This is a genomic window from Mycobacterium sp. 852002-10029_SCH5224772 (assembly GCF_001667315.1).
Taxonomy (GTDB): Bacteria; Actinomycetota; Actinomycetes; order Mycobacteriales; family Mycobacteriaceae; genus Mycobacterium.
In genome coordinates this window covers 46,551-71,601 of the sequence record NZ_LZHT01000091.1, presented here as the reverse complement: position 1 = coordinate 71,601, position 25,051 = coordinate 46,551, and the positions used below count along the sequence as shown (strand labels likewise).

Sequence of the window (25,051 nt, the reverse complement as noted above, 5' to 3'; positions counted from 1 at the left end):
CGTGGTCGTCGGATCCCAATAAAGTCACCCTTGTGCGCAGCGGTGAAGAGATCCAGAAGTACCTGACCAAGCTCGGTAAGAAGTGGGCTGACTATAACGGCACCGAGAAGTCTGAGGCGCAGACCTTCCTGAATCAGCTCTTCGACGCGTACGGATCGGACCGCATCGAAGTAGGTGCGCAGTTCGAGGCATTTAAATCATCGGCTGGATTCATGGACTTGCACTGGCCGGGCGTCTGCATCATTGAGATGAAAGCTCCGCACGTCGATGTCAGCTCGGCCCGCGAACAGGTGAAAAAGTATTGGGAGGAATCGGCGGACGAAAGTTCAGACACTCCCGCAGCGCAGTGGGTAGTGCTCTGCAACTTCAAACGTTTCGAAATCTGGGAGCCCGGAAGGTTCCCGAAAGCGCCCAGAACGACCTTTGCTCTTGAGGACCTGCCGTCGCGCTACGACGCGCTAATGTTCCTTGCTGGCACAGACCAGCAACCAAACTTCGCGGAGCTACATAAGGAACTTACTGCCGAGGCTGCAAACCAGGTAGGCGACGTGTACCTGTCGCTAATTGACCGCAGCGCAGCACCGCCAGACGAAATCATCCGATTCATCATGCAGTCCGTCTGGACCATGTTCGCTGAGGAACTCGGGTTGTTGGACGGCTCGCCGTTCAAGAAAACGGTCGCACAAGCTGCCAAGACCCCCGAGGAATCAGCACAGAAACTTGGCTTTCTGTTCCGAGTGCTCAACCAAAAGGGCAACCAACATCGGAAAGGTATCCTCGCGGGCACTCGGTTCGTCAATGGGCAGTTGTTCGCGGACCCCGCCGAGATTGAGCTCAACCATGACGAACTGGCTCTGCTCGCCGAGGCTAGTGGCTACGACTGGGGCAAGGTGGAGCCCACAATCTTTGGCTCGTTGATGGAGCGAATCATCGCTGGCAAGCTCGGCGCTCACTACACGCATGAGGCCGACATCATGAAGATCGTTACGCCGACCATCATCCGCCCCTGGCAGGAACGGATCGACGCTGCAACGACGCCGAGCGAGGCGGCCCAGGTCCTCGATGACCTCTGCGCATTCACCGTCCTCGACCGTTTCATTATGCGAAATTTTGGTGTCTCACGAGACACTGTTGACTGTGAACGATCGGGCTTGCGACACGTTGTCAGGCCTCCGGCAGCCGCTTGGAGTACGTCACACCGAGTGCGTGCTACTCGGTCGCAGCCGCGTATTGCGTTCGGGCGTCCTGCAGTTCCTTCCAGTGTGTCTCCAAACCCGCCAGGCTTGGGCCGACTCCGAGGGTGGGCAGTGGCTGCGAATGCGCCGCGATGTATCGGCAGGCGTCCTCGAACACGCGAGTTACGACTTTCGACGCGGCCGGAAGTGCCCCGCCCTTGATCTCACTGAGGGTGGTCATACGGATGTTGGGCTGATACCGCTGGGATACGCCCTTCAGTAGCTCCGTCTCCGTGAACACTTCGCACCACGACCTGATCCAGCCATAGCCATCGCGGATCAAGGCGGCACGCGACTCGCCGTCGACGGCTCGGGCGGCCTCGATGGTCTTGTTGATGTTGGATTTGAGGCTGCCGAGAGAATCCCAACGTGGACCAGATGCACGGGTTACCTTGCCCTTCCCGTCCTCGTCAGTGACCTGGAAGTAGGCGCAACGCTTCGACGCTTCGAAGAGCGACAACAGCGTGGTCGTAAAGAAGATGTCATGCGTAAAGACGATCACCTGGTTGCATTCCGCGAGGCTCGCGACTCGGCGGGCAACCTCGTTGATGCGTCGGTGGTCCAGACTCGATACAGGATCATCGAAGATGACCGGAGCCGTGATCCCAGCCAAGCGGGCCTCAGCAAGGAAATCGGCGAGCGCGAGCACCTTCTGCTCTCCCTCGGACAGGATTTTGGACGGCTTGTGCCGACCGGCGAGGGTCTTGCGACGTTGTGCTCGGCCCTGTCGGCCCACGAACTCGACCTTGAGCTCCGGTGCACGGAGAGCCTCGCACTCCTCAGCGAACAGCTTGTCGAAACTCTGATTAATGAGTTGGTCGCTCGCCGCCTTTGCGAGCTCGGTCACCGACCGACCCAAGGAGGAGAACTTGCCGGCCAAGACCCGCAGTTTGTCCGACTCCTTTGCCCGTTCTACCTGGGCCTGGATTGTTGTCCACGACTTCGCAAGCTCCCCGGCCGCCGTCAGCTCCGCCAGCTCACGCTTCTTCTCGCGAAGAGCATCGGCGCGATTTTCCGCCTGATTCTTCAGGTCCGCGATCTCTGCCGCGATAGACACCTGCGCCGCCGACACCGCAGAAGCCAGAGTCGACACGCCCGCCAAGCCGGAGGTATCTATGGGGCCTCCCGCTCGAATCGCCGCCGCTGCAGCAGTAGCGGCGTCTCTAATGCCGGCAACTCCCGCGAAGAACGACGGCCTGTCGGCCTGACCCTCGTATTCATCTACGAATGGGTTGACGTCGTTCAGTTGGATTGCCAATATCGGCGCCGTCACGCTACCGATGCTTTGTTGGGCGGAGGCGATGTCGGAGCTGATCTTGTCCGTGAGGTAATCGCCGTATTTTGCGACAAGTGCCCTGGCTGGATCCGTCAGGGGTTGCCGGCAGTAGAGACAACGCTCCACATCATGCACGCCAAGGGATTCCAGGTGCGCCGCGTACCGGTCACCACTCGATACGAACGCTTCCCATGTCTCCTCCGGGTCTGCCGGGAGATCGGCGGCCGCGAATAGCTCCGTGCGGAAGGTGCGGTAATCGGACTGGAGTTCGGCTAGTCGCTCGATTCGCGCATTTAACGCTTGGGCGTCCAATGCGCCGAGCGTGGTGGCCGCAAGCACTGCCTGCCGCAGCACTCGCTCGCCTCGCTGCCGCTCTGCGATCTGGGCAGTAAGGGCGCCGGCTTCAAGCGCGGCAACCGCGCGGCGCAGGACATCGGTCCGCTGGTCGACGTCCAAGCCTCTATCAGCCCGCGCGTTGAGGTCCGCAAGATCCGTTGACGCGCCGAGCGTTTCCACGAGCGGATAGATAGTCGATTCACGGGGGAAGCGACTGAGCAGTGTGGTCGATCCGGACGACAGGTCCCCTACGGACTTGGCTATGCGCTCCTGCACGCCCTTGATCGCCGTGCTTACGTGATTGAACAGGGCAAGGACAGTCGGGACGTAGGAGTACTCCAAGTCGTCATCAACATGGAAATTGACCGCGGGACTGTCGAAGATCGACATCCGTGTGAAGGGGGCTTGGCCCTGCCCGCCAGTCCACACGAACTCGTTGACTTCGGGTCCGATCGTGTACCCGATCTTTGCCGATAGCGCTACCTCTTGGCTCGCTGATATATCGCCAAGGATCGTGTCCGCGGTACGACTTCCCGCGAGCGCCTTGAGGATCCGCGCGTAACCAGTCTTGCCGGTGCCGTTTTCGCCGAACAGAATGGTCATTCCTACGTGGGGCTCGATCACCGAGCCCGTCACGATCGCGTTGACGCCGGTGACCTCAGAGAGCCTCGTGATCACGAGCGGCAGTTCGGTATCTTCCTCTGGCGCCTCCATCGCGAGGCTCGGCTCCGTCGGGAGCGTTCGCTCATCGAGTCCCTTCTCTTGCCGAAAGAGCGTGTACACAACATCGATGTCGTCGTTTGACAGGGCCCGGCCAGTGCCAAGTACATGTCGAATGATTGAGCGGATCCACTCATCCTGCTCATTCGCCCACCCCGCGAGAGTCTCACGCGGGTCGGGAAGACCAGGGTCCTCCATGGCGACCGCCTGAGATTCCAGCACCTCGTCTTTCATGTGAATACGCCCGCGCTCACACCGTCACGAGCTGCATCAGCTCGGTGTAGTCGGTGACAACCTCGTACTTGACGTCCTCGCCATTCTTCTCGCTCAGCGATGCGAAGAACTTCCGGGCGCATTCGATTTTTGCGTCCTCGACACCTTTGAGCTGGAGAGACGAGAGCGAGCCTTTGGTCTCGGCGACGAAGTAGATGTGTTTGACGGACCCCTCGGTGAACGCGATGGCCCAGTCTGGGTTGTAGTCACCGACAGGAGTCGGGATGAAGAATCCTCGTGGCAGCTTCGCGTAGACGGCAACCTCCTGACTGGTATCGAGTTCGGTGACAAAGGCGCGTTCCACTTTGGAGTCTGTGACGGCGTAGTCGTAGATGTGCTTCGTCAGCTTGCCGCCGGCAAGCGTGAGATCCTGCTTGGTCTGGTTCTCCGTGAAAATCGCTGTGTCGAAACGGTCTTCGAGTGCATCGTAGGTCAGGTGCTCAACGATCACTGTTGCCTTCTGCTCGTTGATGAGTCGGGCGGCCTCGGTGATGAACTGCTCTGGATTGAGCCGGAACTTGGCAAACGTCTCCGGGGTGACTCCGCTGAGGATTGCTGCCGCGGTACGGCGGGTGAGCTTCGTTTTCTCGGTCACTTCGCCGAGTAGGTCGTATTTGACCTGGGATGCGGCCGACACCGTCGCGGTGTGGGTTGCGGTACTGGACACGTCGAAGCCGCCGCCGCTGGCGAGGTCGTCAGCCTCTAGGGAGTCGCGCTGCCTGCCGGCTTGGACGACGTATTGCATCGCGGCGACGTTGAGATGCTTGTCGAGTGCCTGAATGCACTCGGTGATGAGCTCGGATGAGTCGAACTCGACCTGATAGACAGCCTTGTGGTTGATGCGGCGCCATAGGGCCTGGAACTCCTTCTTGGCGAAGTTGGCCTCATTGAGCGGGATCTTCTTGGGCTTGCGGTCATCGGTTGGGACCGGTACGTCGATGTTGAGCGAGTCGACCAAGGGCAAGAGAAACTTGAGTATCGGTTTCAGGGCCTCTGATGTCGGCTCTGCAAGGGTGCCAGCCTCTTTTGCTGCCTTGTAGTCGTCGGAGAGCGTGTCATCGTCGTTCACGTAGTCGTTCTTGATTAGGTACTTGTAGAGCGCCTGCGCGAGGGCTTCCTCGACTACCGACTCGCCGTCTTCCGTCTGAATTGCCTTGCCGGTGAAGAACTTCACACTCGCCTTGCGTGGCCGTTTGGCGAGCGAGTCGGAGATTTCCTTTTGTAGCCCTACGACGAAGTCGGTGTAGGACTCGTCGGTGACGACCGTCAGCTCGTTGATGTCGTGCACCGTCACGGGGTTGTCCATACGTTCGCCATTTTGGTCGACGGCCAGGCGCAGGCCTCGGCCGATCTCCTGGCGTCGGGACACGGTGTTGTCGCTCTTTTTGAGCATGCCCATCACGAACACGTTGGGGTTGTCCCAGCCTTCGCGCAGTGCGGAGTGGGAGAAGATGAAGCGAACGGGCTCGGCCAGCGATAACAGCTGTTCCTTGTTCTTGAGGATCAGGTCGTAGGCATCGACGTCCTTGGATTGGCCCTTCTCGTCGCCTGTCGCGTGTACTGGCCCGTCGACCGCGTGCCTGGTCTTCTTGTCGATCGAGAAGTATCCCTCGTGCACGGCATGCACATCGTCGCGGCGAAGATACGCCCGATATGCCGCGGCAGCGACGTCGAGCTCCAGCTCGCCGAGTATCTCATCGACGATCGAGGCGTACTCCTCCTCGAAGACCCGGGCATAGTCGCCGAGCGTGTCTTCGCGGCCGTAATCGCGGTACTTCGCAACCTCATCAATAAAGAACAGCGACAACACCTTGATGCCCTGGGCGAACAGCTCCCGTTCCTTTTCAAGGTGTGCCCGAATCACCTCCCGGACCTGAATGCGGCGCTTAGCTTCTTCGGTGACGTCACGGTCGCAGAGCTGTCCAGCGCTGACGACATCACCGTTGCTGAGTTCGATGACGTCGCGGTTGGCGTCGATATCGGTAATGAAGAGGCCTTTGTACGCCTCGATGCCATTGGAGATGTCATGGAGGTTGGCGCCCACGTCGAGGCGCCTGACCTGCCGCCTGATCGGCCCACCCTTGGTCTGTACCTCGATCTCCATGCGGGCCCGCGGTTTTGCTCCCTTGGCGATCTCGATCGCATCCAGGTAAAGGTAGGCAGTCGTGCCGGCGAGTCCCTTCACGGTGATGCCTCGCACCGCGATCTTCTTGACCAACTTCTGGTTGTACGCATCAAGCGCATCGAGGCGGTGAATTTTGGTGTGTTCGACCTTGTGAGTAGCCGAGTAGCGCAGCACCATGAGTGCATTGAACCGCGATAGTGCCTCCAATGACTTTGGCGCACTGATCTTTTGCGGTTCGTCGATAATCACAACGGGGCGGTTTGCGCTGATGACATCGATAGGCCGCCGCGATTGGAAGTCGTCGAGTTCGTCGTAGATGCGACGGTTATCCTTGTTCGTCGAATTGAACGCCTGAATGTTGATGATCATCATCTGCACGCCGGCGTCTGAGCTGAACCGCTCCAACTCATGCAGCTGGGATGAGTTGTAGATGAACGACCTGGGCTTATGGCCGTACGCCTGCTGGAAGTGCTCGGCCGTCAAATCGATTGACTTCTTCACTCCCTCGCGAATCGCGACCGACGGGACGACGACGATGAACTTCGACCAACCGTACCGCTTGTGCAGCTCCATGATCGTCTTGATGTAGACGTAGGTCTTACCGGTACCGGTTTCCATCTCAACGTCGAGATTCGGAGCACCCGGAGCCGCTTTGCTGTCCACCAGCTTGTCCGACAGCGGCAAGTTTCGCGACCGTTGAACTCGCTGAACGTTCTCTAGCCGCTGCGTTGGTGTCAAAGCGATCTCGGCATTTCGCAGACCCGAGTCGGAGGTCGCGCTCGGGTCAAAGAGCATCGGTGCCGTGGTGGGCTTCGCTCTGCCCGGATCGATCCGATAAGAGACACCATCATGCTTCGGCTGTCCGGCGAAGGCCTCGACAACCGCATCTACGGCATCGGTCTGGTACTGCTGAATCTTGAACTGAAGCTTCATCGGTGTCAGATGGCCTTCACATCCGTCGCCGGGGAGATCTCACGGAAAATCTGTTCCGCATTGATCCGAGCGTCGTCGGAGGCGAAGCCCGAGTCACGGAATACCACCCGCAGCGGCTCACGCTTCGCGATGGCCCGCAACAACTCCGCGCTTACGTCCGAATCGAAACACGCGATGAGAGCATCGTCGTCGACGACGAAAACCTCACGCCCTTCAAGCTGCTCGGCCGTGACGGGCATGGTCAATTCGAGACCCCAGTCCAGCAGCACCTGAAACAGCAGATCCTCCCCGGATCGACCAGGTTTCACGCTGTTCTCAAGTTCAGTGAGTGCCTGTTGGCCCGTCTCGTCCGGAGCACGTAGGACGACTGCCATGTTGGTTGTGTCCACCCTAAGACTCCGGAATCCGATGTCGTACCCGCCAGCAGCCAATCCAGCATCTTCTATGAGCTGCTTGCCGGCACGGCGTACACGGTCCCGACTCAACTCAGCGATCGTCCGGTAACCGGCGTTGCGAGCGACCGACCCGTCCGGCAGCTGCTCATCGAGTTGAACCAGGATGAACTGGCGCGAATTGCCGTCGGCAGCAGATGCCTCAAGTACTGCCTGCCCCGTTGTGCCGGAGCCTGCGAACAGGTCGACTACCGTTCCGCCATCGGGCGCGCCAAGGAGACAGATCTCTCGCATGAGCGCAACAGGCTTGGGGTAACTCATGAAGTCACCGCCCAACAGCGCCTTCGTCTCCTGCGTACCATTTTGATTATCGAAGCCCTTTGAGTCCCACAGAGTCTTGAACTTCCGCTGTCGCTCCGCTCCTTCCCGGAACAGCGCGTCCTTATGGAAGACGTCAAACTCATTGCGGCGCTCGATCCACTTAGCGACAAGGAGGTGTTTCATCTTCGAGCACCTCTCCTTACCCCACGCCCATCGACCGTCGGTGCCGTCAGCTTTACGGGGAAGGACCTCTGACCATCCAGGATGGGGCTCAAGCGAGATGGCATCACCGCTGGGCGCAACATAAAACGGAAAGTACATGTCTGGTCGATCGCTCCGCTTGGAAGCGGTACCCCGTTGGCGCAGCCCCAGCAGTCGGTAGGGCCCAATGTCGGGATCGTTCAACTTGAATTCGCTACGTTGGTCCGATTCAAGCGGACGCCCACCCACCACAGCAGCGGCTCGGTCGCGTGCATAGATCAAGAGGGTGTCGTGTACTCCGGCAAGGAAGGAGTCCGACTGGCGGCCTCTCGGGCTTGCTACAACGATTGCTTCAGCAACGAAGTTGCGCTCACCAAAAACTTCGTCGCAGAGCTTGCGCAGGTTGTGCGTCTCGTGGCTGTCAATACTGGCGATGAATAGGCCATCGGAACTCAGTAGTGTGCGAGCCAGCTTCAGGCGCGGGTACATCATGCTCAGCCAGTCGGAGTGGAAGCGGCCGTTAGCTTCCGTGTTCGCCACGAGCTTGGCGCCCTCGCCGTCTGCCTGGCCTGATCGCGCGAGGTAGTCGGTGGCGGACTCGGCGAAATCGTCGTCGTAAATGAAGTCGTTCCCGGTGTTGTAGGGCGGGTCGATATATATGAGTTTGACTTTGCCGAGGTACGACTCTTGCAGCAGCTTCAGGGCTTCGAGGTTGTCGCCTTCGATGAAAAGGTTTTTGGTGGTGTCGAAGTCGACTGATTCCTCGCGGATCGGACGGAGGGCCTTGGCGATTGGCGCGTTGGCGGCGAAGGCTGCTTCCCGTTTGCCGGGCCAGTCGAGCCGGTAGCGCTCCTGGGGGCCTTCGACAACGTGGTCTGACAGTTCTTGGCGCAGCAGGTCGAAGTCGACGGCCTTTTTGGGATTCCCATCAACGTCGAGCGTCTCGGTGATGACGTTGGGGAACAGCTCGGCGAGCCTGTCGATATTGGCCTCGGTCAGGTCGGGCGATGTCATGCGAAGTTTTTCCATCTGCTACCTCTGCTGTTCCAGTTCTGCTTGCTTCGTTTTCATGGTGCGCCGAAGCTCCAACTTGCGGTTGAGTTGCGGCTCGGCACGGAGTTTGCGCTCCAGGGCGGCGACCTCGCGTTCGAGCTTGCGCACGGCCTGGAGTCTGGCAGCAACGTCCGACAATTCCTCGCCAGGCCGTGCTGATACCGGTGTCAGCGGCGCGAGGATGGCGGTGTACAGGGACGGCAGGCTGATCGCTGTCGGTAGTGGCTGCCGCTCGGCATCCTGGGATTGCCAGTCGGTCGTGTAGTAGGCGCTGAGCTTCGGCGTAGCGGCGCCGACCTGCTTGTGCGATGCGGCCATCCGGACTCGCTGGTCGTCTCCTTCGCCTGTGACTATCTCGAAGATGATGGGGGTCTTCACCGCTTTGTCGATGGCGGCGAGCACGGATTCGCCGACGTCGTCGCCCTTTGTGTCGATCTGGAAGACTTGGATCTCGGGGACATCTGCGTTGCCGGGCAGGTTGATGGTGGATTGGGCGAGTTTGTAGGTCCAGATGATGCGCTGGACCTCGGTGACGAATTTGTCACGCACCGCACCAGGCACGGTGCCGTGTTCGTAGAACTTGACCTTGGGGACGGTACGGCCGAATTTGGCGGCGACGGGCCAGCGGTAGAGCAGGGCCGTCATGTGGTTCCTTCGGTGGTGTCCACGATCGCGATGAATGCGGTGAGTTCGAAGTCGTCGAGGCCGGCGATTGCCTGGGTGAGCGCGGTCGTGTGTCCTCCGCTGAAGAGGCTGTCGATATCGCGTTCTTCGGTGATATCGATCATGGATCGGATTGCTGCGGTGAGCAATTCGGAGTACTTGCCCATCTCTGCGCCTTCGCGGGTGGCAGCGTTGAAGGCGCGGGTGACCTCGGTGACGGGTTCCTCATGGGGCCGGCATCCTGTGCGGATCAGGTCGAGCAGGTGTTTGGCCTCGGTGTGGTCGGCGATGACGTTGCTGTTGTCGTCGAGGTAGACGAGGTAGTGCGGGTGAAGCCGGTTGCCCCGATTGATGTTCTCGTCGGAGTCGACGTTGCGCAGCGCGAACAACACGCCGGGATGAAGGCCTTTCGAGGGGTCTGCGGGGATTACGGCGTGAAGTCCCTTCGGCGCGGTGGCCAGATCGCCGGACTCCTTGAGGTATCCCAGCAGGTCCATGCGGAAGTCGTTGAGACCGAGATCGGTGATGGACACACCGGTGCGGACGTCTTCTAGTTCGATGACTTCGTCTTGGAGCTTGCGGAGCTGCTCCTTCCGGAACGCCGCATCGCTGCCTTCAAGGGTGAGGACATTGTCGTCGGCGGTGCCGGCGAGGTCGGCGATGACCATGCGGTTCTCGACGCGTTCCTTGAGGTTGATGTATTCGTCGAGGGAGATGTCGGGCCAGAAGTTCACGAGCTGGATCTGGGCGTTGGTCGAGCCGATGCGATCGATGCGGCCGAATCGTTGGATGATCCGTACCGGGTTCCAGTGAATGTCGTAGTTGACGAGGTAGTCACAGTCCTGGAGGTTTTGGCCTTCGCTGATGACGTCGGTGCCGATCAGCACATCGAGTTCGCCGGTGTCTTTGGGCATGGTGAGGTGGCGTTGTTTGGACTTCGGCGAGAAGAGCGTCAGGACCTGCTGGAAGTCGTAGCCGGTCCCCAGCGTTGTTTTCGCGGCGTGGGCGCCGCCGGTGACGAGCGCGGTGTGTAACCCGGAGTCGCTCAATGCCGGCGCGAGCTGTTTGTAGAGGTACTCGGCGGTGTCGGCGAACGCCGAGAAGATCAGTGCCTTGCGATTCAACGGGTTGAGGGGGTTGGCGGCCTTGTCCTCGATGAGTCGTTTGAGCTCCTGCAGCTTGAGGTCGTGATCCGGTGTGACCCTGCGCATCTCGTCGAGTAGTTCACGGAGGGTCTCGCGGTCGTTCCACAGATCGCGCTGCCAGGATTCTACGTCGATGTCGTCGAGGTCGATCTTGATCTTCTCGCCAAACGAGAGGGCTTCGACGTTGGCGTCGTCCTCGTCGTCGACATCGAGGTCCAGGCCGGACAAATCGACGCTGAGGTCGTTCAGGGATCCCGTTCTTGACTTGAGCCGGATCAGAGTGTTGTCGACCGCCCCTTCAATTTTGGCGAGGGTGAGCCGGAACGCTTCGACTGAACTCTCCAAACGCTTGAGCAGGTTGACCGTCATGAGCTTTTTCAAGCCCTGCTCACGGCCGAGCTGCCCGATATTGGAGCGCGCAGTGCCGCCCTTGACGTTGTAGAGGTCTTCGTACTTGCCGATCCGGCTTGGGAATACGTAGGCGAGCGGCGTATAGACCGCCAGGGTGAGTGCCTGGAGTTGTTCGAAGATCTCGTTGAACGTGGGCGCCTTGGGCAGGTCGGAGAGCGGCTGACGGAAAGACTTCGGGGGGAGGCGTTGCGGGAAGGTGCCGACCTCGGTGGTGTCATAGAACGCCTGAATGTGCTTGCGGGACCTTGCGATGGTGACCGAGTCGAGCAGTTCGAAGAAGTCGAAGTCGAGCATCTGCAAGATACGGTCGGTGGTGCGCGCCTCGGGGTCGAGCTTGGACCACTCGTTGAAGACCCGCTGTGCGTCGCTGAACACTTTCTCGACCGTGGTCGAGATGTTGAGGTGCTGGCTGAGGTTCTCCGATTCTCCTTCGTAGGCAAGCTGGAGTTGGTTCTTCAGGTCGTTGAAGCGGTTGTTGACCGGTGTGGCCGACAGCATGAGCACCTTGGTCTTGACGCCCTCGCGGATGACTTGACGCATCAGTCGCTGGTAGCGCGATTCTTTTTCTTCTGCGTAGTCGGCGTTGCGGAAGTTGTGTGACTCGTCGATGACGACCAGGTCGTAGTTGCCCCAATTGATTCGGTCGAGTCGCAGCCCCAGTGATTCACCCCTGGTGCGGGAAAGATCGGTGTGGGCGAGGACGTCGTAGTTGAACCGGTCTCGGGCGAAGATGTTGGTGGTCAGATTGGCGTTGTAGTTCGTCCAGTTCTCCGCGAGTTTCTTCGGTGCAAGCACCAGGACGGACTTGTTGCGCAGCTCGTAGTACTTGATCACTGCTAGCGCGGTGAAGGTCTTTCCGAGGCCTACGCTGTCGGCGAGGATGCAGCCGTTGTAGGTCTCCAGCTTGTTGATGATTCCCGTCGCGGCGTCTCGCTGGAAGTTGTACAGGCTCTGCCAGACCTGCGTTTCCTGGTAGCCGGTGCGGTCGTTGGGCAGGACGTCCTCACTGATGTCGTCGAGGAACTCCGAGAACAGGTTGTACAGGATCAGGAAGTAGATCCGGGCCGGTGAGTTTTCGGCGTACACGCTCGCGATGTGGTCGCACACCGACTGGGTCACATCTTCGAGCTGCGTGGGGTTGTTCCAGATCTGGTCGAACAGGGCGGCGTATTGCCGTGCCATGGGAGCGTCGTCGAGTTTGGTCACGACGTTTGACACCGCGTTTCCACGCTCATAGCCAAGGTCGGCGGAAGTGAACCCCTGGATCGGCTGGTAGGCGACCCTGTCATCCACGACGGCGAACTGCTGCATCGGTGCGCCGGTCCGGTTCGACCGGAAGCGGACCTTGCGGCGCACCCATTCCGCGCATTCACGCGCGATGGCACGCTGCGTCAGCTTGTTGCGCAGACGGATCTCGAACTGCGAGCCGTAGAGCGAAGACTCCCCGTTGGGTCCCGGCGGGATGAAGAACTGTCGGCGTTCCTTGGGCAGCTGATCGGTCGCCGCCGCGGCGACGAACGATGGCGAGGTGAAGACGAATTCGAGCCCTTCGACGCGCTCCAACTCCTTGCGCAGCGCCTCAAACGCAAAGATGGAAAACGTCGATGCAGCGATACGCAGCCTAGACCCTGCCTGCATCTCAGCCTTCAGGTCATCGCCTAGGAGGTCGTTGACATTGTCGATGATGTGCACGTTCAGTCTCCCGCAGTGGTCGCCCCGTTACGGCGAACCCAATCGTCGACCTCGGCTGCCTGGAACTTCCACAGGCGCCCCAGCTTCTGAGCTGGCATGCCCTTCTCGGCAATCCAGGTGTAGACGGTGTCCTTGGTGACGCCAAGGTGGGCAGCGATGTCGTCAGCTGAGAGCCATGGCTCGGGCACGGGCGACCTCCTAGCTATCGACCCCCCGCGTGCCGACTGGCCGATCCTAGCGGGATGAACCGATTTAGACCGGGTATTTGCGGGTTCAACCCACTATGCCGAGGTCGGGAAGCCGGCTCGCGATCACCATCGTCGCCGCGGTTGACGATCCAGCAGCGGTGTGACCGTGCCGCGGGGCTCTGCGCCATGAGCTGCGCGCAGCTGTACGTGGAGTTCGGCGATCAGCGTGACTGCGGCCTGATTCTTGCGTTCGAGGTCGGTGTTGCGCTGACGCAGCGCGGCGATCGTTCGCTTCTGTTCGGACATGGTCTCCTGCAGTTCGACGATCTGGGAATCACGCGGGGCGGATTGTGTGCCGACAGCGGTGTTCCAGTCGGCGATGATGGCGTTGGCGCGATTCATAGTGGCACGGCTGACACCGGCCTCAACATGCAGATTGGCCTTGGTGAGCCGCCCGTCGGTCCGGTTTGGCTGGCCGGCGAGGAGTCGTTGCATGGCGTCGCGCAGCTTCTTCTCCGTGGCAGGGCTGACGGTGGTCATTTGGGCTCTTGCTGGGTGATTCGACGAACGTCGGCGAGTTGGGTTTCGAGTCGCTGGCGGTGGATGTCAGCCACGTTCTTGTCCTTGAGTTTCTCGACGAGATCGGTTTCCTCGTGTTGCCAGACGGGGAGGTGCTTGTCGGTGATGACCGAGTTTCGGCAGGTGGAGGGCTGACACATGCTCGGGATAGGACCGCCGGCCTTGACCGCAGCGGATGCTCCTTCCAGACAGAGCGCCTTGCTCGGGTCGCCGAGGCAGTGGTTGAGGGTGCCCAGGCGGATGGTGGTGAATTCATCACGTAGCAGGTTTCGGAGCATGCGTTCATTGCCGATGGCAGTCGTGGTCTCGGCACGGTCGGTGACGTTGGAGAGGCTGTTGACGAATGTGGTGGCGCCGGGGCCGCGTGCTGCTCGTTCGCCGTCGGCGTGGCGTGCCCAGTCGGCGACGAGTTCGCCGGCGGCGGCTTCCTTGGCATGGTGTTCGAATTCTTTTGCCCACTCTGGCGTTGGTGCCGCGTAGCCGGTGGTGGTCGCGTTGGCCAGTGCGCGGGTGGCGTTGTGCTTGAGGGTGATTCCGAGTGCGATCTCACCGTCAGGTTCGTTGGCGGTGATGACGGCCATGGTTCGGCGAAACATATGCGGCGCCAACGCTGTTGCTGGGATTGGTTCCAATCCGTTGTGGGGCGCGTGGTCGTTCACCCACTTGATGAAGGAGCGGATCTGTTCGTGTTGGTCGAAGCCGGCGAGGTCGCGGTTGACGCCGGAGCGGACGCTGCCGAACAGTCTGCCTGAGTCGCGGGTGATTCGTTCCGCGACTTCGAGGGCGCGGACGACCGGTGGGCTTACCCACCAGCGCTGCGCTGTACCCGCACCTGTCTGGCCTTTGTGGAGGACGCTGGTCACTGCAGGCGCGCCGTAGTGGCTACCGATGGCTCCCGCTGCGATGCCTTGGACTTCGCTGTCACGCATCATCGTCATGATCGCGACGAAAATGTAAGCGGCATTACGGATCTGAGTGAGTTCTTTGCTCACGATGACCCGGTCGAACCCTTCGATCCACGGTCCGCGTGTCCCGTCTGAGCGGTCTACGACGGTGGTTTGACCGGTGGAGTAGCCGAATTTGGTGGGCACTCCGGCGGCGATCGCATCACGCACTCGTTGTCGCCGGGCTGGTCCGCAACGGTTGTAGAAGTTGACTGCCCGTATCCGCGGCGTGGTGCATAACGCGAGGCCATCCCAATTGATATCACCGGCTTTTCCGCGGCCAAGCGTGTAGATGTGCAGTGGAATGAAGCCGCCGGGTGATGTGAGCCAGGAGTCGATCGCCCGGTCGATGGTTTGTGCCGCCGGCCATTTGTCGGGACGCGGGAGGGCATCCAGTGCGTCGATTTCGTCGCGGGCGGCAAGCACGTCGGGGGCGAAGGCGTCGATGTAGGTCCAGCAGGCACGAATCAGTGGCCAGAATGTGTCCGGAGGGATGACCGGTGTCTTGATCTCACCCGAGCTGCCAGTCCTGGAACGTCCCACTCGTACCCGCAGACCACCGTTTTGCATCAGCGACCCGAAGGCCACCAGGTGGCGTAGGAGATCGTTCGCGGAATGCTCGGCGGTGGCTGCGCGGGTGGCGCGAACCGATGCGAGATAGGCCTCACTGTGGTCATCGGTCCATCGCGACAGGTCGCCCGTGTAGCCGCGGGTTTCGGCCCATGTGGCGAGATATCGGATCTCGGCGAGGGCGTGCTGGATCGACTTGGTCTTGTACGGTCGGTTGGACCGGTAGACGTGCGCTTCGCGAACGACGCTGTGGGTTGGTTGCAGCATCGCCATTGCAAGCGTCTTGGCGATCGGCACCCAGTCATCGGGGAGGTCGTCGAAACGCAGATGCGCACGAGATGGGCTCAGGTTGGGGGCGATTCCGGCCGCGGCCAGATCCCATCGGGGCATGTCGCCAAATCGCGGTTCGGGACCGGGCGCGACACGACGCGCTGCGGGCAGGACGGGTTCGTCCGGGGCGAAGGGTGGGTCCCACGCCGCCGCAATCGGTGATGTCAGTTGGCGGGTCACTGTTCAGCCCTTTGCCCGAGCGGTCGATGAAGGTGCGCGGTTTGCTGGCGCGCGGCTTCGATGTGGTCCGTGGTGAATTCGGTGAGGACGGCATCGATATTGACGCGTTGCTGGCCGTATAACTCACTGAACTGTATTGGTGGCATGGTCTTTTCGATGTCATCTAGCACGTCGCGGTACACGAGGAGACGCGGCAGATGGTCGCGGAAGATGACCGCGTTGCGGCATTGCAGGCACAGTGACGGCGATGCGTGGCACAACGAACCTGTCTGGCCGACCGGCGGATCATAGGGGTCTCGGCATGCCGAAAGTGTCAGCTGCTGCTCGGTAGGGGATTCTTCGGCCACCGACGTGGCGAGGGCAGCCACATCGGAGTCACTTCGGCCGGCGGCGACGTCGGCGGCCGTCGCGTCGATAAACGTCGGTCCGCTTGATGCGCGTTCGAGTACTTTGCACTGGGCCCGCAGAACCGTCTGCGCCGCAATGGTGTGAACCGTGGTGGTCTGGGCGTAGTGACCCCGGAAGACTTCAACGGAGTGGTCGTCACCGGCGGCACCGCTGAGAGTACCCAGCAACGCGGCCCGCGCGCTCTTTACCGTCTTGCGGAGCCGACGCATGTCGTGCGGTTCGCTGATTGACAGTCCGTAACGCCCGATCAGCTTACTGAGTGTGTTGGTGCATCCGAAATGTCTTGCACGAATAATGCATTGGGGGTACTCACCATCGCGCCGGTCTCGTGCTGAGCGAATCCCTGTCACCCAGAAGAGCGGCTCGTCGGGACTGAGCGCATGGGCGTGCTGCATCGCGTCTGCGGCGCGCCGAATAAGGTCGCCGGCCTTCCACCCCCACGGCGCCTGTGGCGTCGAGGACAGCGTATGCCAACGGATTCGTTGAGCCCGTAGCTTGGTCGCGCGGACACGGACAGACGACTCGCCGAATTCGATGTCACTGCGCAGCAACCGCCCGCTCTCCTCAGGCGCCCAACCCGTTTGCAGGTGGAGCAGCACTCTAACCGCGAGAAGATACTCGTCCTCTGGCGCAAGGTATGCGCCTACTGCCGTGATCAGCGGGCGGGCCTTCAAACGGGCATCACGGTTGACTCCGGACTCTTGGTCGACGTCACATCCATTCAGCGCACGACGCGGCCCGGCCAGATGAACATGGAACGATTCGTCGTAGGGCAGGTTCCGAAGAGCCCACAGGAGATTTTCCACTCGGTCCCAGCCGTAGCGGCGGGGATCCCTCCCGGCCTTCAGCAGAGCGTGGCCGCGGGCGAGTCGTTCTTCGGTGTCACGCACGATCGTTCGGCATGTCTGCTCAAGCTGGAGCCGTTCGTCGTTGCTGAACTCGTCGAGCGGCAAGCCCTCCCACGAGCTGCCGTCCAGGACCCATGCGCTGGCCCACTCCGCGAGCACACCGTCAAATAACCCGTGAGACTGGAGATATCGGGCGACGTGGTTGCGCAACTCCATGCCGAGGTCTTTCGCGTGCACGCTGGGCGGTGGATGACGCAGGACCATCGCCGATTCCCAGTCGTGGAGTCGCCGTGCCACCTCTGCGCCGTCTCCAGACAGGGTGAGAAACCGGTCCGCGCGGTCGGTGAAGAATTCGCCGACCCGCCTGATGACCCCGGCTTGGCGAGAGATCGTGCCGGGTGTGAGGTCTAGGTTCTCGGCACTCTCTTTCCAGGCATCGGCAAGCTCGGCGACGAGTCGAGTGGCGACATAGTTACCCGGGCTGATACGGGCGGACTTCATCGGCCCGCCAGGCCGGAAGAGGATGATCCGCGGCTCACGGTCAGCGGGCGTCACGACGACTGTGCCTCAAGTTCGTCCAAAATGTAGGTGGCGTAGTCGCGGGTATTGTCGCTCCATGATTCAAATGCCCGTTGTATCAGCTCATCTGACTCATCGACATGCCTGAGGTAAACCATCGTCGTAGACGGGCTGGCGTGTCCGAGTAGGCGCTGCAGCGTCAAGAGCGGATTGTGGATGATGTGTTCGCTGATGGTGCCGACCCCTGTTCTGCGACGGGACTGTTCGAACTGCATCGCGCGCCGCTGCAGGCTGCGAAGCATGACCACAGCGAACGTATGTCTCAGGTCATGGGGGGTGACCGCGGGAGGCATCGTGGGCGTCGCGTTCGTGAACGCGCCGAGGCGGTCGTTTGCCTCTTCGAAGTATTGATGCCAGCGCCGCTGCGAGGGCGGGCGGCCACCCTTGCCCACAAACAGCGACAAAGGCTCGATGCAGCCAGCCTCGTCGACTCTGACCAGTAGACGGCGCACGTCGGGAGGGATCGCAGCGAACTCCTCGCGCTTCTCGAGCCCTTGATGACGGTATGTGAGCTGTCCCGCGCCCAGGTCGATGTTGGTGGCTACCGCCAGCGTCGGCAGCTTCCGCCGCAAAGCGTTCTGGGCCTTGCGGACAAGGGCCTTACGTTCTGTGCTGCGGTAAAGTTCAACGGTCTTCACGGTCGCGGACGGGATATACACCCGCCGGCGACGCGCGTTCTTCGCACACGCCTCCACCACAACCGAGGCGCCGCCATCCGAAGACGGGATCTCAGCGTCCAGCAGCGTCGACCACTCGGTGAGGCGCAGACCGGTGGTTATGGCAAGGTCGACCGCGCACACGTTCCGGACGGTCGATTGACCACGATAGGAGCGGTCCAGCTCTCCCGAAGGCAGCTCTCCGCCAAAGCCAATGTTGCGCAGGGCAAGCCATTGCGCATGCGACAGTGCTCGGACGTCCATCTCCGTGCTCGGTGTCCTGGGAGTGACGACCGACCTGCTCCCGACCTGAATCCACGGCAGGCTGTCGCGCTGTCCAGTCTCGTACAGGTAGGTGAACAGGGCTCGAACGACCACAAGGTGCCTCGACCAGGATCTCGCCGACACGCCCTCACCGAGACGGTGTTTGCGGAAGGCGACGAGATCACGCTCGCAGACATCAAGCACTCCAACGCCTCTCGATTCCACGAACTGTCCGAACTCCAACGCGTCCCGGGCGTACGCGAGAACGGAGTTCTTCCGAAGATTCTGGCAATAGAGCAGCAGGAACGTACACCACGGTTCCATCGGCCGCATCGCGTCGTCGACGAGCACGGGAGTGCCGCTGGCTAGCCGCCGGTCGGCCGGGTCAACATCGATCTGATAGTCGCTTTGCTCAACGGCGGTCCAATCCGCGAAGTACAGCTGCAACGCGTTACCTCCCCGCTGACCAATCTGGCCCACCGTATTCGCCGGGGACACCCTGGTGCGTGAGACACGCCCAGAGAGAGCGCATAACAGCGTGCGGATGCGGAAACTTCCTCTATGTGTCCTACCGTGAGCTTCGCAGACTCGAATCGGTTGCGAAGCAGAGGATCTCGGAACTTGCAGCAAGCACCGGATTGCCGGCGCCGAAGGGCGATCTGCCATACGTCCGTCTGGCGAACTTTTACGGAATAGAATTGCAGCCGGCTGCCGTGCTGATTGCGCGAGTGACTCTGTGGATGGGTCACCGTCAGATGATCGACAAGTATGGAGAGTCGGAAACCCCGCTTCCCTTGGTGAACCTGGCAGGCATCACAATCGGCGATGCAGTCTTCGAACCGTGGCCCGAAGTTGACTGCATCGTTGGAAATCCGCCGTTCATTGGCGACCGCCGAATACGCCGCGAGTTAGGCGGTGCGTACCTAGAGAAGCTCAAGAAAGCGTTCCCCGGCATTGGGGTAGTCGACTACTGCGCATACTGGTTCCGGCTGGCGCATGAGCGGATGAAGGACGGTCAACGAGCCGGCCTGGTCTCAACGAACACTCTGCGCGAGAACAAGCACAGGCTGGCGTCGCTGCGCTATATCCTAGAGAACGGCGGTGTCATTACAGACGCCGTGTCTTCCCAGAAATGGCCAGGCGAGGCCAATGTCCACGTCTCGCTTACCAACTGGGTGAAGAATCCACCCGAGCCTGTAACGTCGTTTACGCTCGACGGCGTCCCGGTGGACGCGATCAATTCGAGACTTGAGCCAGAGCAGGCGACCGCCGAGCCGTTCAAACTGAAGGCCAACGGCGGCAAGGCGTTCATTGGCTGCCAACCCACTGGCGAGGGCTTTCTACTTGACCAGAAAACTGCTCAAAGTTTCATCACTGCTGGCGAGGGTGACGTCGTTCGTCGCTACCTAACCTCGGACGACCTCATCGAAGTCGTCGGTTCCGAACCGAGCCGATGGATTATCGACTTCGGGACGATGCCGCTTGAAAGCGCGGCGAAGTACCCCAAGTCGCTCAAAGTAGTTCGAGATAAGGTACGACCCGAGCGGGAGGGTAAAGGGCGTCACTTCGAACGGCTGTGGTGGCAATTCGCCTGGCCCAGACCGCCCATGCGAGAAGCCCTAAAGGACCTGGATCGCTACATCGTGTCGACCCTGACCGGCAAGCGGCTGTTCGTCTCTTGGGCGCAAAAGGACTGGTGTCCAAGCAATCTTGTGGGTGTCTTCGCGTTCGATGACGATTACGCGATGGGGATCCTGTCGTCATACCTATTCGAAGCATGGGCGCGGGGTGAGTCGTCGACCTTCGAGACAAGGATTCGATTCACCCCCTCCACCGCCTACGAGACCTTTCCTTGGCCAGCTCCTACCGCAACTGAGAAGGCTGCGGTAGAGGAGGCCTCGCGTGCTCTGCTTGCGCGACGTCGTGAAATCGCCCTAAGCGAACAGCTAGGCCTGACGGACCTATACAACCTGATAGACGATGGCGCTTATCAAGATCTCGCAAAGCTGCATCGCGCTCTCGACGAAGCAGTCGTCGCCACTTATCATTGGCCGCTGTCGATTGCCCAAAACCGCGAGGACCTGCGCAGCCGCATATGGCAATTGAATCAGCGGATTGGTGAGGGCAAAGGGATTTACGCTCCGACCTAAACGAACCCCTGAACCTCGCTTGCCACAGATCGCTCTACAGGTGCGGCACCGTTGTCTCTAGATCTCTGGCGGTTCGCCCCCGTAGACCTGCGATAAACCTTGCTCGTTTAGATACCCAACTGCTCTGGCACGGAGAGCGTCTCGCCGTCGCCGAGTGTCTGAAATAAGGTGTTCACAGATGGTTATGAGGTGGTGAACCAGAGCGGGGTCGGGGCGGACGAGATTCTGCGTTTTCGTTTCCACATCCACGACTTCGGGTGGCTTTGGCGGGGAAGCCAGCTTCGCGTAGACGACGACCTGTTGCATGTCGCTATTGACACGGTGAGCGATATGGCGGTTAGCGATCTCATCAATCTTCCGATGCGCGGCAAGCAATTCGGGTGTGAGAGTTTGTGTCCAATCCTTAGCGAGTCCCAACCGCGGGCGCCCCTTCTTATGGGGACTCTTCGCTTTTGCGTTGAATCGCCGGTACGAGATGACGCTTGCAGCCCAGAGTGCTTGCCTGATCTCGCCTCTGGGGTCACCAGCTGGGAACGGTGACTGCATTAGGTACAGCTCGGCGTATCTACGCGCCGATTGCATGTCTATCAACACTGAGGTCAGGTCAGCGATGTCACTAGCAGTGGCTCCGTGCAATGGCACGTTGAGCGGATCTGAATTACTCGTCAGGGTGGTCACTCCACGGGTACGGGTGTCGGCAGGCTTTGGGTGTGTGCTGACGGCGGTCAGCACACAACTCCTTCCAGCTCGTATTGTCCCATGTCGCACCGTGCTGACTCGTACTTCATATTTGCAGGTCAACCGTGTTATATGCGTCTTCGATTGCCGGCAGCCCCGATCATGGCGGTGACTGCGGTCGAACTAGCTGTTCGAGTAGTGTCCGCGACTTACGCCGTGCCACAAGGCGAATCAGGACGCACGCTCAGGGGCGCAAGTCCACTTCCCACGGTAAGGACTCGGCATAACGCTCAAGCTCAGTCAATGGGAACAACACCCTCGACCCGTGCATCTTCGCCAAGAGCCTTCCGGGTCGGCGTAGTCTGTCGATCTCTCTCACGCTTACGGACAAGCTGCGAGCGGCCTCAGGCCGTGTTAGCAGCAGTGCTGCGGGGCGAACGGTCGACGCAGCGCCAGAGTCTTCTAGATGCTTTAGCCAACACTGAGGAAAGTCCGTCATGGATGTCGAACGTCGTTTCGGGTCCAACCCGTCGCGAGTACATAAGTTGTACGTCGCGGGCGTGGAAGCCACTACCCTCAATTGCGCGTATATTGCGCGAAGTTTGTTGAGATGATCTAGGTACCATGTCCGAGCTGCAATAATGCTGGTGCGCGATACTGGGATTGAACCAGTGACCTCTTCCGTGTCAGGGAAGCGCTCTCCCGCTGAGCTAATCGCGCCGGGGAACCAAAATCTGGAGGTGGAGACGGGAATCGAACCCGTGTGCACGGCTTTGCAGGCCGTTGCCTCACCACTCGGCCACTCCACCGTTGGGGTCCACGCCACTTGCACCTTCGAGCGGATGACGGGATTCGAACCCGCGACCCTCACCTTGGCAAGGTGATGCGCTACCAACTGCGCTACATCCGCGCGCCACGGGCGAGATCGTCGCCCGGTGCGAAGCACGACGATAGTCCACGTGAGCGGGCACATACAAATTTCTTGGTACGAGCCGTGTCCAGGCTAGCGCGTCGTATCTGCGGCCGAATGCGGCCGGTATTGTCGGGGTCTGGCGCGTGCTAATCTTCGACGTCGTTCGCCATCTAGGCGCCGGTCCCGTGGCTCAGTGGGAGAGCGTCCGCTTCACACGCGGAAGGTCGCTGGTTCGATCCCAGCCGGGACCACAAGTATCAATGCAGGTGAGAGCAGGTATTTAGCTCCACCAATCAAACCGCATGTTATTCAGCGTGCTATCCAAAATCAGTACCCACGCGGGCCGCCCTGGGGATTCAGACCAACCGTAACGGTTGGCCCCCTTCACTTTTGGGCGGTAATCCAACCCGAGTCCAAATGACTGAAGGCGGCTCCCTTGCCGGGGAACCGCCTTCGTAAAACCTCAACCCTTTGCCGAGGGTTTCAAGTTCAATCCAAGAGGATAGTATTCCCATGCGCAAAAACCGCGCAACCACCGCAGTCACTCCGCAACCAACTGTCCAGCTACCCGATCCACCGCCCGGTTTCGATGCCCCGCACCAATGGGAGCCCGGTCGGGTTCTCTGTGAAGATGAGACGCGCGAGTGGCGGCTCATCTACTACACCCCCCGCCACCTCGTCACTGATCACGATGCTTCAGTGTCGTTGCGCGCGATCCAATACAGCGACGGCAGTCTCGACGACGAGATCGAAGTCATCGTCGGCGGCGCTGACAGCGACGGCCCGCTCAACAGCGACCAGGCGCGCGAGCTAGCCGCGGCCCTTCTCGACGCTGCAGCTGAGCTCGATCGGTGGACCGACTGATGAGGACGGCCATCGGTGACTTCACGGCCCGGGAATTGATCGACGAGCTGGTCAGGCGGCACGGTGCGCCAGAAGTTCGCCGGATGCTCGAGCTGCCGGAATCGACTGACCTGCACCAACTTGCGGACGGCTTGGACAGGTGGGTGCGATGACCGCATGTAGCACAACCAGTCGGCGAGAGCGGTGCATGTGGGAGGTTTCCCGGATCACCGATGAAGTTGGCCTCGAGGACCTGACCACGGCTGAATTGTCGTCGTTGATCGCGTTGCTGCGCCCGGCGCACACCCGTGTGCTGGCCGGTCACACGGCGCCGGTTCTTAGGCTCGTCCGCGATGAGGTGATGCCGTTGTAGACGGCGGCGGCCCCTTGGATCCAGCTAGATGTCCAGGGGGCCGCGCCCTTCGTCGCCGAACTACATTCGTCGGCATGACCCAATGGCTCACCGTTCAAATGGCCGCCGAGTACGCCACGGTCGGAACTTTCACCATCCGTGAGGCAGTCAAGGGCGGTGACCTCAAGGCGTACGCGATCGGCACCGGCCGCGAATACCGCCTCACCGCCGCCGATATTGACGACTGGCTGCTGTCCCGGCCATGGGAACCCAAGGGGTACAAGCGCCTTTGAGGGGGCAACGTCCATCCGGCCGGGCCGAACCTAGAGTCTGGGAGGTGGGCGAGAACGACGAAGACGACGCAACTCCGATACCACGCATTTACACGCTGGCGGAAGCAGCGGCACTTCTGCGGGTGCCGCGCGATTGGTTACGCACTCGGCTGGCCAACGGAACGTACGCGGGACTGCGCCGCAGCAACCGCTGGGCCATGACCGAACAACAAATCATGGCCGCGATCGAATCGATGACGGTCCCTGTGCGTGAGCCCGAAACCTATCCGGGTGGCGTGACCAGGAGGTCCTGGCTGATGCACCAAAGAGGCAGGAGGCCCGGTCCGCCCGCAGGTGGTGAGAAGCCGCCTCCGCCGGAAGGTCCGCATGCGCTTCCTAGCTATTTCCGCAAGGTGTACCCGGAAACCCCGGAAGTGATTGCGGGGCTGCCGGAGCTGTCGCCGACACAGCTGCGCCTTCTAGAACGGCTGCGGCGAGAAGGCACAGTTGTGTCTGACGGCCGCGAGCGGAAGACGATAGAGGCGTTGGTCAGGCGTGGCCTCGCGACCTACGAAGCCGAGTACGTCCCGAGTGAAATGTCCGATTACTACATCTACCGCTTCACCGTTCGCCCCACAGAACAAGCATGACTTCTTTGTCTGAGATAGCGGCTTCGGCTCCGTGGGGCCTAGCCGCCGGTTCCTAGTCAGCCAGCCCGGATTTCAACACGACTTCCGGCCCTGAACACTTGAATCGGCCTACATCTACGGCCAATTTGCGCGACACTCACGGAATGATGGCTCGCTTATTTGCTGTGGCGCTCTGCGGCGCCGCCGCGGTCATGTTCGCCACCCCTGCCGCGGCCGATGATCAAAGCTACCTAGACGGGTTGGCAGCAGCAGGAGTTCCGATCAACCCGATGAACAGTCAAGCGTTCCTTTTACAGCGCGGAGATTCGGCCTGCCGACTGCTGCGAGCCCACGTGCCGCCCGATCAAGTCGCCGGCCAGCTAGGATTCAACGGGTGGATGTGGAATCAGCGGATCGTCGAAGTGGCGCAGCGCGAACTCTGCCCAGACGCGCCACACTCCTAGTCCTCTCCGGCAAATTAACGTGAAAGCGACTTCACCGCCGCTGCCGGGCGTACGCTCTCCAGCCCATGAACTGCGGAAAGAAACTTCTTCTTGCACTTGTCCTGGCATTCGGTGTCGCGGTGCCGACAACAGGATGCACGCCGATCGGATTCACGTGCGTCGGGGCTGGCGGACAACTCTGCTGACGCCTATGACCAGGGGAAAGAAACTCATGCCCGCGCTTGTCGTGAGCTTGGGTGTCACTGCGCCGACCACCGGGAGCCAAGTCGTCCCATTGACTTGCTCAGAGATCTGTATGTGACCCTAATGCGGGGAACCGGCTCACAACGCTGGGGGATTGACGCGTTCGGTGTGCAGGCCGTACTTTTTTGGCCTCGATAATTCGCCCGGTTGATGCGAGCTATGAGTCCAGGCTGCCGGGATAACCT

At 60.7% G+C, this 25,051-nt stretch carries 18 protein-coding genes, 4 tRNA genes and 1 pseudogene; 9 read left to right on the top strand and 14 right to left on the bottom strand.

What is annotated here, in order from left to right; all coding sequences use genetic code 11:
- Positions 1 to 32: 32 nt before the first annotated feature.
- Positions 33 to 800 (top strand): annotated as a pseudogene (locus A5775_RS26280) (type IIL restriction-modification enzyme MmeI); the annotation flags it as partial.
- A 409-nt stretch (positions 801 to 1,209) separates the two neighbouring features.
- Here the strand turns inward: A5775_RS26280 and A5775_RS16625 are convergent.
- The 10 genes from A5775_RS16625 to A5775_RS16580 all read right to left on the bottom strand — a co-directional run bounded on the left by A5775_RS16625 (position 1,210) and on the right by A5775_RS16580 (position 18,769).
- Positions 1,210 to 3,801 carry an AAA family ATPase gene (locus A5775_RS16625; RefSeq protein ID WP_156660735.1) on the bottom strand — a complete coding sequence of 864 codons (2,592 nt, stop codon included), beginning with the start codon at positions 3,799 to 3,801 and terminating at the stop codon, positions 1,210 to 1,212.
- A gap of 16 nt (positions 3,802 to 3,817) precedes the next feature.
- On the bottom strand, positions 3,818 to 6,898 hold the full coding sequence (locus A5775_RS16620; RefSeq protein WP_067254606.1) for a type III restriction-modification system endonuclease: 3,081 nt from the start codon (positions 6,896 to 6,898) through the stop codon (positions 3,818 to 3,820).
- 5 nt (positions 6,899 to 6,903) lie between these two features.
- On the bottom strand, positions 6,904 to 8,826 hold the full coding sequence (locus A5775_RS16615) for a site-specific DNA-methyltransferase (RefSeq protein WP_197512645.1): 1,923 nt from the start codon (positions 8,824 to 8,826) through the stop codon (positions 6,904 to 6,906).
- 18 nt (positions 8,827 to 8,844) lie between these two features.
- Positions 8,845 to 9,510, bottom strand: coding sequence for a DUF4391 domain-containing protein (locus A5775_RS16610; protein ID WP_067254600.1), 666 nt, complete (start codon positions 9,508 to 9,510; stop codon positions 8,845 to 8,847).
- Entirely contained in the window at positions 9,507 to 12,776 is a 3,270-nt protein-coding gene (locus A5775_RS16605; protein ID WP_067254596.1) for a helicase-related protein, read from the bottom strand. Before A5775_RS16605 ends, A5775_RS16610 begins: the two co-directional genes overlap by 4 nt.
- A 2-nt stretch (positions 12,777 to 12,778) precedes the next feature.
- Positions 12,779 to 12,964 carry a helix-turn-helix domain-containing protein gene (locus A5775_RS16600; RefSeq protein ID WP_067254592.1) on the bottom strand — a complete coding sequence of 62 codons (186 nt, stop codon included), beginning with the start codon at positions 12,962 to 12,964 and terminating at the stop codon, positions 12,779 to 12,781.
- A 123-nt stretch (positions 12,965 to 13,087) separates the two neighbouring features.
- Complete coding sequence (locus A5775_RS16595; protein ID WP_067254589.1) at positions 13,088 to 13,504, bottom strand: hypothetical protein; 417 nt, start codon at positions 13,502 to 13,504, stop codon at positions 13,088 to 13,090.
- Positions 13,501 to 15,354 carry a hypothetical protein gene (locus A5775_RS16590; RefSeq protein WP_231995202.1) on the bottom strand — a complete coding sequence of 618 codons (1,854 nt, stop codon included), beginning with the start codon at positions 15,352 to 15,354 and terminating at the stop codon, positions 13,501 to 13,503. Before A5775_RS16590 ends, A5775_RS16595 begins: the two co-directional genes overlap by 4 nt.
- A 209-nt stretch (positions 15,355 to 15,563) precedes the next feature.
- Positions 15,564 to 17,378 (bottom strand): hypothetical protein, encoded by a 1,815-nt coding sequence (locus A5775_RS16585; RefSeq protein ID WP_067254581.1) that lies wholly within the window; start codon positions 17,376 to 17,378, stop codon positions 15,564 to 15,566.
- Positions 17,375 to 18,769: a tyrosine-type recombinase/integrase gene (locus A5775_RS16580; RefSeq protein WP_231995201.1), complete on the bottom strand. Its 1,395-nt coding sequence runs from the start codon at positions 18,767 to 18,769 to the stop codon at positions 17,375 to 17,377. Before A5775_RS16580 ends, A5775_RS16585 begins: the two co-directional genes overlap by 4 nt.
- Before the next feature lie 59 nt (positions 18,770 to 18,828).
- On the opposite strand from A5775_RS16580, the gene A5775_RS16575 reads away from it, so the two are divergent.
- Positions 18,829 to 20,472: a DNA methyltransferase gene (locus tag A5775_RS16575; RefSeq protein WP_369827880.1), complete on the top strand. Its 1,644-nt coding sequence runs from the start codon at positions 18,829 to 18,831 to the stop codon at positions 20,470 to 20,472.
- A 922-nt stretch (positions 20,473 to 21,394) separates the two neighbouring features.
- Here the strand turns inward: A5775_RS16575 and A5775_RS26275 are convergent.
- The 4 genes from A5775_RS26275 to A5775_RS16555 form a co-directional block, all read right to left on the bottom strand.
- A complete protein-coding gene (locus A5775_RS26275; protein WP_369827879.1) occupies positions 21,395 to 21,649 on the bottom strand; it encodes a helix-turn-helix domain-containing protein in 255 nt (84 codons plus the stop codon).
- 146 nt (positions 21,650 to 21,795) lie between these two features.
- Positions 21,796 to 21,870 (bottom strand) — tRNA-Val (locus A5775_RS16565).
- 15 nt (positions 21,871 to 21,885) lie between these two features.
- A tRNA-Cys gene (locus tag A5775_RS16560) sits at positions 21,886 to 21,959 on the bottom strand.
- A 28-nt stretch (positions 21,960 to 21,987) separates the two neighbouring features.
- Positions 21,988 to 22,060, bottom strand: a tRNA-Gly gene (locus A5775_RS16555).
- Between the two features lie 182 nt (positions 22,061 to 22,242).
- Between A5775_RS16555 and A5775_RS16550 the strand changes: the two genes are divergently transcribed.
- The 7 genes from A5775_RS16550 (at position 22,243) to A5775_RS26270 (ending at position 24,623) form a co-directional block, all read left to right on the top strand.
- Positions 22,243 to 22,314, top strand: a tRNA-Val gene (locus A5775_RS16550).
- Positions 22,315 to 22,576: 262 nt separating this feature from the next.
- Positions 22,577 to 22,927: a hypothetical protein gene (locus A5775_RS25495; RefSeq protein ID WP_156660733.1), complete on the top strand. Its 351-nt coding sequence runs from the start codon at positions 22,577 to 22,579 to the stop codon at positions 22,925 to 22,927.
- Positions 22,927 to 23,079 carry a hypothetical protein gene (locus A5775_RS25490; protein WP_156660732.1) on the top strand — a complete coding sequence of 51 codons (153 nt, stop codon included), beginning with the start codon at positions 22,927 to 22,929 and terminating at the stop codon, positions 23,077 to 23,079. The genes A5775_RS25495 and A5775_RS25490 overlap by 1 nt, the downstream gene beginning before the upstream one ends.
- A gap of 35 nt (positions 23,080 to 23,114) precedes the next feature.
- The gene (locus A5775_RS25485; RefSeq protein WP_156660731.1) at positions 23,115 to 23,279 is read left to right on the top strand and encodes a hypothetical protein; all 165 of its coding nucleotides are present in this window, start codon (positions 23,115 to 23,117) and stop codon (positions 23,277 to 23,279) included.
- Between the two features lie 74 nt (positions 23,280 to 23,353).
- Positions 23,354 to 23,551, top strand: coding sequence for an excisionase family DNA-binding protein (locus A5775_RS16545; RefSeq protein WP_067254569.1), 198 nt, complete (start codon positions 23,354 to 23,356; stop codon positions 23,549 to 23,551).
- A gap of 44 nt (positions 23,552 to 23,595) precedes the next feature.
- Positions 23,596 to 24,180 carry a hypothetical protein gene (locus A5775_RS16540; RefSeq protein ID WP_067254565.1) on the top strand — a complete coding sequence of 195 codons (585 nt, stop codon included), beginning with the start codon at positions 23,596 to 23,598 and terminating at the stop codon, positions 24,178 to 24,180.
- Positions 24,181 to 24,323: 143 nt separating this feature from the next.
- The gene (locus tag A5775_RS26270; protein WP_369827882.1) at positions 24,324 to 24,623 is read left to right on the top strand and encodes a DUF732 domain-containing protein; all 300 of its coding nucleotides are present in this window, start codon (positions 24,324 to 24,326) and stop codon (positions 24,621 to 24,623) included.
- The last annotated feature ends 428 nt before the right edge of the window (positions 24,624 to 25,051 follow it).

Bases quoted from the DNA above. Each gene is read 5' to 3' on its own strand.
- A5775_RS16625 (WP_156660735.1), bottom strand. From the start codon at position 3,801: ATGAAAGACGAGGTGCTGGAATCTCAGGCGGTCGCCATGGAGGACCCT.
- A5775_RS16620 (WP_067254606.1), bottom strand. From the start codon at position 6,898: ATGAAGCTTCAGTTCAAGATTCAGCAGTACCAGACCGATGCCGTAGAT.
- A5775_RS16615 (WP_197512645.1), bottom strand. From the start codon at position 8,826: ATGACATCGCCCGACCTGACCGAGGCCAATATCGACAGGCTCGCCGAG.
- A5775_RS16610 (WP_067254600.1), bottom strand. From the start codon at position 9,510: ATGACGGCCCTGCTCTACCGCTGGCCCGTCGCCGCCAAATTCGGCCGT.
- A5775_RS16595 (WP_067254589.1), bottom strand. From the start codon at position 13,504: ATGACCACCGTCAGCCCTGCCACGGAGAAGAAGCTGCGCGACGCCATG.
- A5775_RS26275 (WP_369827879.1), bottom strand. From the start codon at position 21,649: ATGACGGACTTTCCTCAGTGTTGGCTAAAGCATCTAGAAGACTCTGGC.
- A5775_RS25495 (WP_156660733.1), top strand. From the start codon at position 22,577: ATGCGCAAAAACCGCGCAACCACCGCAGTCACTCCGCAACCAACTGTC.
- A5775_RS25490 (WP_156660732.1), top strand. From the start codon at position 22,927: ATGAGGACGGCCATCGGTGACTTCACGGCCCGGGAATTGATCGACGAG.
- A5775_RS25485 (WP_156660731.1), top strand. From the start codon at position 23,115: ATGTGGGAGGTTTCCCGGATCACCGATGAAGTTGGCCTCGAGGACCTG.
- A5775_RS16545 (WP_067254569.1), top strand. From the start codon at position 23,354: ATGACCCAATGGCTCACCGTTCAAATGGCCGCCGAGTACGCCACGGTC.
- A5775_RS26270 (WP_369827882.1), top strand. From the start codon at position 24,324: ATGATGGCTCGCTTATTTGCTGTGGCGCTCTGCGGCGCCGCCGCGGTC.